Origin of the sequence: Peribacillus frigoritolerans (assembly GCF_004358755.1) — a bacterium.
In the GTDB taxonomy this organism is placed as follows: Bacteria; Bacillota; Bacilli; order Bacillales; family Bacillaceae; genus Bacillus_P.
Genome location: NZ_SMZY01000008.1, coordinates 49003 through 58636 on the forward strand (window position 1 = coordinate 49003; position 9634 = coordinate 58636).

General features: G+C 41.1%; 13 protein-coding genes. 11 read left to right on the forward strand and 2 right to left on the reverse strand.

Going from position 1 to position 9634, the window contains the following annotated elements; all coding sequences use genetic code 11:
• The first annotated feature begins 4 nt into the window (after positions 1 to 4).
• From E2R53_RS22000 to E2R53_RS22040, 9 genes are all read left to right on the forward strand, one after another.
• Positions 5 to 847, forward strand: coding sequence for an energy-coupling factor ABC transporter ATP-binding protein (locus tag E2R53_RS22000; RefSeq protein ID WP_133313807.1), 843 nt, complete (start codon positions 5 to 7; stop codon positions 845 to 847).
• Positions 823 to 1689: an energy-coupling factor ABC transporter ATP-binding protein gene (locus E2R53_RS22005; RefSeq protein WP_133313808.1), complete on the forward strand. Its 867-nt coding sequence runs from the start codon at positions 823 to 825 to the stop codon at positions 1687 to 1689. The genes E2R53_RS22000 and E2R53_RS22005 overlap by 25 nt, the downstream gene beginning before the upstream one ends.
• Positions 1686 to 2483: an energy-coupling factor transporter transmembrane component T family protein gene (locus tag E2R53_RS22010; protein WP_133313809.1), complete on the forward strand. Its 798-nt coding sequence runs from the start codon at positions 1686 to 1688 to the stop codon at positions 2481 to 2483. The genes E2R53_RS22005 and E2R53_RS22010 overlap by 4 nt, the downstream gene beginning before the upstream one ends.
• A gap of 6 nt (positions 2484 to 2489) precedes the next feature.
• Positions 2490 to 3233: a tRNA pseudouridine(38-40) synthase TruA gene (gene truA / locus E2R53_RS22015; RefSeq protein WP_133313810.1), complete on the forward strand. Its 744-nt coding sequence runs from the start codon at positions 2490 to 2492 to the stop codon at positions 3231 to 3233.
• Positions 3234 to 3393: 160 nt separating this feature from the next.
• Entirely contained in the window at positions 3394 to 3831 is a 438-nt protein-coding gene (rplM, locus tag E2R53_RS22020; protein ID WP_070875209.1) for a 50S ribosomal protein L13, read from the forward strand.
• Between the two features lie 20 nt (positions 3832 to 3851).
• Positions 3852 to 4244, forward strand: a complete 393-nt coding sequence (gene rpsI / locus E2R53_RS22025) for a 30S ribosomal protein S9 (protein WP_133313811.1) — start codon at positions 3852 to 3854, stop codon at positions 4242 to 4244.
• A 136-nt stretch (positions 4245 to 4380) separates the two neighbouring features.
• Positions 4381 to 4827 (forward strand): DUF2521 family protein, encoded by a 447-nt coding sequence (locus tag E2R53_RS22030; RefSeq protein WP_309194732.1) that lies wholly within the window; start codon positions 4381 to 4383, stop codon positions 4825 to 4827.
• Positions 4828 to 4898: 71 nt separating this feature from the next.
• Complete coding sequence (cwlD, locus tag E2R53_RS22035) at positions 4899 to 5612, forward strand: N-acetylmuramoyl-L-alanine amidase CwlD (protein WP_133313812.1); 714 nt, start codon at positions 4899 to 4901, stop codon at positions 5610 to 5612.
• A gap of 107 nt (positions 5613 to 5719) precedes the next feature.
• Positions 5720 to 6778, forward strand: coding sequence for a P-loop NTPase (locus E2R53_RS22040; protein ID WP_133313813.1), 1059 nt, complete (start codon positions 5720 to 5722; stop codon positions 6776 to 6778).
• Positions 6779 to 6830: 52 nt separating this feature from the next.
• On the opposite strand, the gene gerD is transcribed toward E2R53_RS22040, so the two are convergent.
• Positions 6831 to 7478 (reverse strand): spore germination lipoprotein GerD, encoded by a 648-nt coding sequence (gerD, locus tag E2R53_RS22045; protein ID WP_133313814.1) that lies wholly within the window; start codon positions 7476 to 7478, stop codon positions 6831 to 6833.
• A gap of 142 nt (positions 7479 to 7620) precedes the next feature.
• Between gerD and E2R53_RS22050 the strand changes: the two genes are divergently transcribed.
• Positions 7621 to 8226 carry a KinB-signaling pathway activation protein gene (locus E2R53_RS22050; protein WP_133313815.1) on the forward strand — a complete coding sequence of 202 codons (606 nt, stop codon included), beginning with the start codon at positions 7621 to 7623 and terminating at the stop codon, positions 8224 to 8226.
• A 30-nt stretch (positions 8227 to 8256) separates the two neighbouring features.
• On the opposite strand, the gene pdaB is transcribed toward E2R53_RS22050, so the two are convergent.
• Complete coding sequence (gene pdaB / locus E2R53_RS22055; protein WP_133313816.1) at positions 8257 to 9021, reverse strand: polysaccharide deacetylase family sporulation protein PdaB; 765 nt, start codon at positions 9019 to 9021, stop codon at positions 8257 to 8259.
• 120 nt (positions 9022 to 9141) lie between these two features.
• On the opposite strand from pdaB, the gene E2R53_RS22060 reads away from it, so the two are divergent.
• A complete protein-coding gene (locus E2R53_RS22060; RefSeq protein WP_133313817.1) occupies positions 9142 to 9354 on the forward strand; it encodes a hypothetical protein in 213 nt (70 codons plus the stop codon).
• Positions 9355 to 9634 lie beyond the last annotated feature (280 nt).

The following is a 9634-nucleotide window of genomic DNA, read 5'->3' on the forward strand; positions in this document are numbered from 1 at the left end:
AGCAATGGAACAGCCGATCATTCATGTGAATGACGTGACATTCCGTTATCACGAAGAGGACGCCAGACCCGCATTGAATTCCGTCTCCTTAAGTTTAAACAAGGGAGAGTGGCTTGCGGTTGTCGGTCATAACGGCTCAGGCAAGTCGACACTTGCAAGGGTACTGAATGGTTTGATACTGCCTCAGCACGGTAACGTAATCGTAAACGGCATCACTCTTAATGAAGATTCAGTTTGGGAGATACGGAAACAGATTGGCATGGTTTTTCAAAATCCTGATAATCAATTTGTCGGTACAACCGTAAAGGATGATGTGGCTTTTGGTTTAGAAAATCACGGAGTGCCGCGGGAAGTCATGAAAAAGCGCGTGGAGTGGGCTACACATAAAGTGAAGATGGAAGCATTTCTCGATCAAGAGCCGCACCATCTGTCAGGAGGACAAAAGCAGCGTGTTGCCATTGCAGGTGTCATAGCTGTCCAGCCTCAAATTATCATCTTAGATGAAGCAACCTCCATGCTTGATCCCCAGGGAAGAAAAGAAGTCATGGAAACAGTAAGGGAACTAAAAGATCAGGGGATCGTTACTGTCATATCGATTACACATGATCTGGAAGAAGCTTCGAAGGCTGACAGGATTATTGTCATGAATGGCGGGGAAAAGTTCGCCGAAGGTACACCTGAGACAATCTTCAAGCTTGATCAGAAGCTAGTTGAAATTGGTCTTGATCTCCCTTTTCCATACAGAGTGAGCATGAAGCTGAGAGAAGCAGGAGTTAACCTGACACGCAACCATTTAGATGAAGAAAGCCTGGTGAATGAACTATGGACATTACATTCAAAGAGTTAGAGCACAGGTACCAAGTTCATTCCCCTTTTGAACGTCTTGCCTTATACGACATCAATTTGACGATTAAAGATCGTTCGTTTGTTTCGATTATCGGACATACGGGATCAGGGAAATCTACCATTTTGCAGCATCTAAATGGCCTGCTGAAGCCGACAAAGGGATCGGTCTCTATCGGGGAACGCAAAATTGAAGCTTCCAAGAAAAACAAGAATCTGAAATCAATCCGCCAATCGGTTGCGATTGTCTTTCAGTTTCCTGAGCATCAGCTGTTTGAGGAAACGGTGGAACGAGATATCATGTTTGGCCCTTTGAACTTCGGCGTGCCGCCTGAAGAGGCGAAAGTGAAGGCAGGAGAGGCATTGAGAAGAGTAGGTCTTCCTGCAGAAGTTCTTCAAAAGTCGCCATTTGATTTAAGCGGCGGACAAATGAGACGTGTCGCCATTGCAGGTGTGCTGGCCATGGAGCCAAAGGTGCTCGTACTCGATGAACCGACAGCAGGACTTGATCCAAGCGGCAGAAAAGAGATCATGGACCTTTTCTATACCCTTCATCAAGATCGCGCTCTCACGACCATTCTTGTCACACACAGCATGGAAGACGCTGCCCGTTACTCAGATGAAATCATCGTCATGCACAAAGGAACTGTTCAAATGAAGGGAACTCCTGAAGAAGTATTCAGCCATTCTGAAACGTTAATTTCTGCAGGACTTGATCTTCCGGAAACTGTAAAACTTCAAACAATTATCGAACAAAAGCTTGGCAAGGAACTGAAAGGGATCTCACTTTCTATTGATGATTTGGTTCATCAGGTTGCATCTGAGATAAAAGGTGACCCTAAATGATGAACAGTATGATCATTGGAAAATATGTGCCTGGAAGTTCTCTCATTCATAAGATGGATCCGCGTTCGAAGCTTACGATGATCTTTTTGTTTGTCTTTATTGTCTTTTTTGCTAACAATACACTGACTTACGCGATTCTCGGATGCTTTACGCTCTTTATTGTCGCTTCTACCAAACTTCCGCCTAGATTTTTGCTGAATGGCTTGAAGCCGATTATATGGATTATCTTATTTACCTTTATCCTGCACATTCTGGTCACGAAAGAAGGGCCTCTTCTGTTTGAATTTGGTTTTCTATCGATTCATGAAGAAGGAGTCAGACAGGGGATTTTCATTTCCCTGCGATTCTTGTTTCTTATCCTGCTGACAACGATCCTTACGTTAACGACTACTCCCATCGAAGTAACAGACGGGATGGAAAGTCTGCTGAATCCATTTAAAAAAATTGGTCTGCCTGTCCATGAACTCGCATTAATGATGTCGATCTCACTCCGATTTATTCCTACCCTTATGGAAGAAACGGATAAAATCATGAAAGCGCAGATGGCAAGAGGCGTTGATTTTACAAGCGGACCCGTCAAACAAAGGATCAGTGCCATTATTCCGCTGTTAGTGCCGTTGTTTATAAGTGCGTTTAAACGGGCTGAGGAACTTGCTACAGCTATGGAAGCACGTGGATATCAGGGCGGCGAGGGCAGAACAAAGCTGCGAGAGCTGAAATGGGGAATCCTTGATACGGTTATTCTGGCCATTTTAGTCGGTGTTGGCATTGTTCTATTACTATTGCGTTCATAGGAGCTTATCATGAGGGTAAAATGCACAATCGGATATGATGGAACAAGATTTAACGGCTTTCAAATTCAGCCGAATCTTAGAACCGTCCAGGGTGAGATTGAAAGGGGCCTTAAAAGGCTTCATAAAGGAAAAGAAGTAAAAGTATTCGCATCGGGAAGAACGGACGCAGGAGTCCACGCAGTCGGACAGGTTCTGCATTTTGATACGGACATTTATATTCCTGAGGACCGCTGGCCAAATGCATTAAATTCACTGCTTGCTGAGGACGTTGCGATTCAATCCGTTGCGTTTGTAAACGAAGACTTTCATGCAAGGTATCATGTCCGTGCGAAAGAATACCGCTATAAAATAAACCGTTCAGCGATCCGGAATGTATTTAATCGAAATTATTCTTATCATTATCCTTATAAACTTGATTACGTCAAAATGAGAGAAGCGATTAAATTTCTTATCGGAACTCATGACTTTACGAGCTTCTGTTCTGCGAAGACGGATAAAGAAGACCGGGTAAGAACATTATATGATATCGAATTTTATGAAGAAGATGACATGCTTACGTTTCGGTTTGTAGGCGATGGATTTCTTTATAACATGGTAAGAATATTGGTCGGTACTCTGATCAATGCAGGGCGCGGAGCAACGGATCCTTATCAGATTCCGGAGATACTTAAGGCGCGGGATCGTTCCTTATGCGGCAAAACTGCCCCGGGGTCTGGATTATATTTGTGGAAAGTTTATTATGACAACTAAACCAGGTGTAACATTTTCTTGACAATGTTGCCTGAACGTTATAATATATCATATGGTATGTATTTCAACCCCACAAATAAAGCCCCGGAAGAGTTTAATTTGTGTTTTGAAATAGAATGATTAAATTTTAACAACTGAAAGATATTTAGGAGGGAAAAACATGCGTACAACATATATGGCGAAAGCAACTGAAGTTGAACGTAAATGGTTCGTAGTAGATGCGGCCGGCAAAACTTTAGGTCGTCTTGCTAGCGAAGTAGCATCTGTACTTCGTGGAAAACACAAACCAACTTACACACCACATGTAGACACTGGTGATCATGTGATCATCATCAATGCAGCACAAATCGAACTTACTGGTAAAAAATTGACTGACAAGATTTACTACCGTCACAGCCAATTCCCAGGCGGTTTGAAATCAAGAACAGCTCTTGAAATGCGTACAAACTACTCTGAGAAAATGCTTGAATTAGCAATTCGCGGAATGCTTCCTAAAGGTTCATTAGGACGTCAAATGTACAAAAAATTACATGTATATGCTGGCAACGAACATCCACATCAAGCACAACAACCAGAAGTTTACGAACTTCGCGGTTAATTATTAAGGAGGTTATTAATTTGGCACAGGTTCAATATTACGGTACTGGCCGTCGTAAAAGTTCAGTAGCGCGTGTTCGTCTGGTTCCAGGCGAAGGCCGTATTGTTATCAACGATCGTGAAGTAAAAGATTATATCCCATTCGCAGCTTTAATCGAAGATATTAAACAACCATTAAACTTAACTGAAACAACTGGAAGCTATGATGTTTTAGTTAGCGTTAACGGCGGTGGATTTGCTGGTCAAGCTGGCGCAATCCGTCATGGTATCTCTCGTGCATTATTAGAAGCTGACCCAGAATACCGCGGCACTTTAAAGCGCGCTGGTCTTCTAACTCGTGACTCTCGTATGAAAGAACGTAAAAAATACGGTCTTAAAGGCGCTCGTCGTGCACCTCAGTTCTCAAAACGTTAATTCGTTTTCAAAACCACAACATTATGTTGTGGTTTTTTTGTTGTCTAAAATCAGCTGTTCTCCCACCTGAGATTTGAAAACTTTACCGCGTATGATAAAAATGCACAGTAGGAAAATAGAGTGAGGGGGCATTTACATGATGGAAAATATCACTTCACTTTCAGATAAAAGAAGAGAGAAGCAAATCAATTATGAACGAAGTATACTTAAGGACCTTACGTTAACTCAGCTGAAAACGAAAGCTTACGAGTGCTTTGGTGTTTTTATGCATTCCGGTAAGTTTGACTACTCAGCTATAGAGGATGGCTGCATTGATTTTTCCATAGAGGCCTATTTGCTTGGTGCAAGCTACAGCAGGTTTGGTTTTTTTGGAGAAACCATGCAGACTGTGAATCACAGATCGAGACGGGAAGAAAAACTGCTTGTTGACCAGCTGTTTGACTACATGCTGATATGGGGAAACCCTGGCGAAAATGATTTCAAAAACGAATCGATTTACTATGCTTGTGAGTTTTTAATTCATTTGTGGTGGTCTGAGGGATTTGAAAAAGGAGAAAAACGGCTGAAGCTTCGTCTTCATTAATAATCGGATAACTTATCATATTTCCTGCTGGTTCGCCATATAGTGTTAAAGGACGAGCAGGAGGGGAAAAAATGAGAAGAAAGCTAAGATGGTTTGGCTTCGGTGCTGGTTTTATTTTATTACTCCTATTATTTCAGTTTCAATTTGGTAACGACAGCTCCTGGAAATCGTGGAATTTGCCTTTGACGGGAAAAGTGATTTACATAGACCCGGGCCACGGAGGACCAGACGGAGGGGCCGTAGGAAAAGAACATCTTGAGAAAGATATCGCACTTTCCATATCCAAGCAGATAAGAGACTACCTTCAAGAACAGGGAGCATTAGTCCTTCTGACCCGTGAAACGGATACAGATCTTGCTGAAAAGGATACAAAAGGATATTCAAAGAGAAAAGGACAGGATTTGAGAAAAAGACTTCACATGATTAATGATTCCGAAGCAGACTTGTATTTGAGTATTCACTTGAATGCCATTCCTTCTAATGAGTGGAGCGGAGCCCAGACTTTTTATCATTCTAAAATGAAAGAGAATGAAAAGGTGGCAAAATTCATTCAAGATGAATTAAGAAGGAATTTAGAGAATACAGACAGAAAAGCAAAACAAATGAACACAATCTACTTAATGAAACACATTGATAAACCAGGTGCATTAGTAGAAGTAGGTTTCTTATCTAACCCGGAAGAGGCCAGGCTTCTTGGGATGGAAGAATACCAGGACAAAGTGGCTGCTTCCATTTATAATGGCATCTTAAGATATATGACACACGAAAAAAATCCTCCTGAGTGAAGGGTTTTTTTGTTTTCTGCTTCATTCTCTGGCCGGAATGTGTGATACCTCTTTTTTGTCTATATATGTTATACTGATGTAAACGAATACAACAAAGGGTGGTTATCATGCTGAATGAGGAAACAGCTCGTAAAATTGTCGGGAATTTAGAAGAACCTTATTTACATAGAACATTAGAAGAATTAAATGCAATTGAAGAAGTTTCCATAAAAGAAGAGAAAAATCATATTAGCATGAAAGTGGCGATTGCAAAAACAGGTACATCTGAACAAATGCAGCTGCAGCAGGAAATCGTTGCTAAACTGAAAGAAACAGGGGCTGCAACAGTGGGTCTCCGTTTCACTGAGCTACCTCAAGAAGTCATCGCCAAATATCAAACTACAAAGTCTGAAGATCCTTCATTGCTATCAAACGGAAAGCAGCCGACGTTTATTGCAATTGCAAGCGGAAAAGGCGGAGTTGGAAAGTCTACCGTATCAGTAAATTTAGCAGTAGCACTCGCTCGCTTAGGCAAGAAAGTCGGTTTGATTGATGCCGATATTTATGGATTCAGTGTGCCTGATATGATGGGAATTACAAAAAGACCGGTTGTAAGGGGAGAGAGAATCATCCCTGTTGAGCGGTTCGGTGTACAAGTTATCTCTATGGGCTTTTTCGTTGAAGATAATGCTCCGGTCATATGGAGAGGACCTATGCTTGGTAAAATGCTCAACAACTTCTTTCAGGAAGTAGAATGGGGAGACCTGGATTACCTGCTGCTTGATCTGCCTCCTGGTACTGGAGACGTTGCGCTCGATGTCCATGCCATGCTGCCGTCTTGTAAGGAAATCATCGTGACGACTCCTCATCCGACAGCTGCATTTGTAGCGGCAAGAGCGGGTGCTATGGCTCTTAGAACAGAGCATGAAGTAATCGGAGTAGTCGAAAATATGTCTTACTTTGAAAGCAAGCTCACAGGAGAAAAAGAATATGTATTTGGCAAAGGCGGAGGAGAAAAGCTTGCACGTGAACTTGATGTGCCGGTCCTTGGAAATATTCCGCTGCAGCAGCCGGACTGGAACGAGGAAGACTTTGCTCCATCTGTTTACGCGAAAGATCACCCTACAGGTGAGATTTACTTGGGGATTGCCAAAAAGGTTACAGAACTTGTGCCTGTAAGTGTATAAAGGAAAAGCGCCAAGTGATTGGCGCTTTTCTCTTTTATTTAATGGCGGATTATTACCCGCCCGACCCAGTTTCATTTTGTCCGCCTTGCTCTGATTGCTGTCCGCCGCTTTCACCGCCGCCTGAGCTTCCTCCGCTGCCGCCTTGCTGATTCATTTCTTCTGCAGCCTTAAGGAGGGTTTCTTCCATCTTTGTTTTGAAAAGCGGGCTATTAATCGTTTCTGTAATGACTTGCTGAAGATGTTTTCGGAATTCTTGGCTTTGAAGCACTTTTACCGTTTGTTTTTCCATTTCAGGATTCTCGAGAACGCCAATAAGCATTTCTTGATACTCAGGGTCTTTCATTAATCCTTTAATGACTTTTTCATGCTCTGTCTGCAGGCTTTTGGCGAAGCTTTCACTGAACTTTGGATCTTCAAAGGTTTTTTTCCAGAATTCCGCGCCTTTTTCAGATGTCAGTGTTTTTGAAATGGTATCTGAAACAACCTTTTGATCCATAATCAAATTTTGCTTCATGTCATCATTTTTCAAAATTTCCTGTATTGCTTTTTTTCCATCATCGGTCTTTAGTATATCAACAACCATCTTTTTTGTTTCTTCATAATCAAGTTGTCCTGCAGGCTGATCCTTTGGTGAACAGCTTGCAAGGAAGGAACATATGGCTATTAGCGATAATAATGAGAGCAACCTTCGCTTATTCATGTATGCAAAGCTCCTTTCATAATCAAGTTGCTTATTTTTAATATGAATTATCTAGAGGTTTTTATACTGGGAATTAAAATAGCTTTTTCAGAAAGACATTGGTAAAATTTCATGAGTAGATTACATATTGGGGGAAACTGCATTGAACAGTAGAAATTGGGTTCGTTTGTTTTTGACGACTCTGCTTGTCGGAGGCATCAGCACAAGCATCGTCGGCTTTGCGTTAAGATGGGGAGATTATCAGAAATTTTTTATCTCTTTTGATCTTGTTGAAATCCTCTCCATTTTATTTTGGCTGATTGGTGTTGGTTTTATTTTCAGTATTATTAGCCAAATGGGCTTTTTTGCGTACTTAACGATCCATCGCTTTGGTCTGGGCATATTCAAAACAGCAGCTTTATGGAATGCCATTCAAATCGTGCTGATTTTGTTCGTGGTGTTTGATTTGATTTATTTCCGCTATCAGCTGTTCGCAGCAGAAGGCGAATCGATTCTGTCATATATACTGCTTGCATTATTCATTGTTATTTTTGGTCTGGCTGTAGCTTACATCAAAATGCAGCAAACCAATAAAAGGGCTTTCATCCCGGCTTTGTTCTTTATGATTGTCGTTACTTCTGTCGAGTGGGTCCCTGCTCTCCGCGTAAATGAGGGAGACTGGCTGTATCTCATGCTCATTCCGCTTCTCATCTGCAATGCGTACCAGCTATTATTATTAACGAAATACTCTCAAAGCCCAAAAAGCTAAGCCCATGTGAGCTTAGCTTTTTTATCATCTCTATTTAACTTCAGTTGTTTTTGCATTTCCATTAGCGATTAATTCAGCAACCGATACATTCTGTAATCCTTTTTGCTTCAGACCATCAACAATCTGGGGAAGTGCTTTTTGTGTTTGCTTAGCGGAATCAGAAGCATGCAGCAGAATAATGTCTCCGCCCTGGATACTGTCATTGACGTTCTTAACAATTTCATTTACTCCTGGATTCGTCCAATCATCTGAGTCAACACTGTAGTGGACAACCGTATAGCCATATCTTTCAGCTATAGTAAGAATTTCTTGATTGAAATTGCCTGTTGGAGGTCTGAGGAGTTTAATATCCTTCAGTCCGAGTTCATTAAACACATCCTGTGCCATTAGAATGTCGCGGCGAACGTCCTCAGCCTCCAAAGAAGTATAATTTTTATAAGCATATCCCATGCTTCCAACCTGGTGTCCATCGTTTACAATTTGCTTCACGATTTCCGGATGACGCTCAGCCCATGCTGCAGAGAGGAAAAAGGTTGCGTTTGTAATGCCGTTTTGCTTCAATGTTTCAAGAATGGGCTTTGCTTTCTCATCTCCCCAGCTGATATCAAAAGTTAATGAAACCTTATTCTCCTTTTCCTCACCTCTGAAAACGGCTTTAGGGCCATCTGCAGTTGAAAAAACAGGGAATTGCATGACGTTTTCTATATATAGTATCCCGGCTGTAAAAAGCGCAGCTATCACAATAATGATAAGTTGCTTGATCTTTTTAACATGTAATACGTAAAAATTGTTCACCCTCATCAACCCCGTCCCAATGTTCTTGTCTCATATGTATGCCAAGCTGTTAATAATATGATTAGAAAAATACAGCTTGTGCAATAATGATAAAACTTAGGCATCTTAGAGGAGGATCATATGTCAAAAGGATTCATTTTTAATGATAAAGAAGCACAGGAAATGGAGCTGCTGGTTGAGCAGGAATTATCCATTATCAGCAACATACTGATCGATGAAAATTTGACGTTCGTTCAAAAAAGGTCTCTTTTAGAAAAAAGAGAACTCCTTAGCAATTTATATAAAATTATCAGCGGGAAATTTGATCAGCATTTTAATAAAAATATTAAATGATTTCTATTGACCATGGTTGGAATAGATGGTATATTATTCTTCGTCGCTAAGAAACAATTTGAATTTGAAAGAACGAAAAAAATATTTCAAAAGGTTGTTGACACAGCGATAAAGACCATGTTAAATTATATAAGCCGTCACCACTGATGGCGCAAATGATCTTTGAAAACTAAACAAAACCAAAAGCGTACCAAACGTTTTAAATTTTTAAGTCAGCAACAAATTGAGTCACAAATTTTCTTCGGAGAGTTTGATCCTGGCTCAGGACGAACGCTGGCGG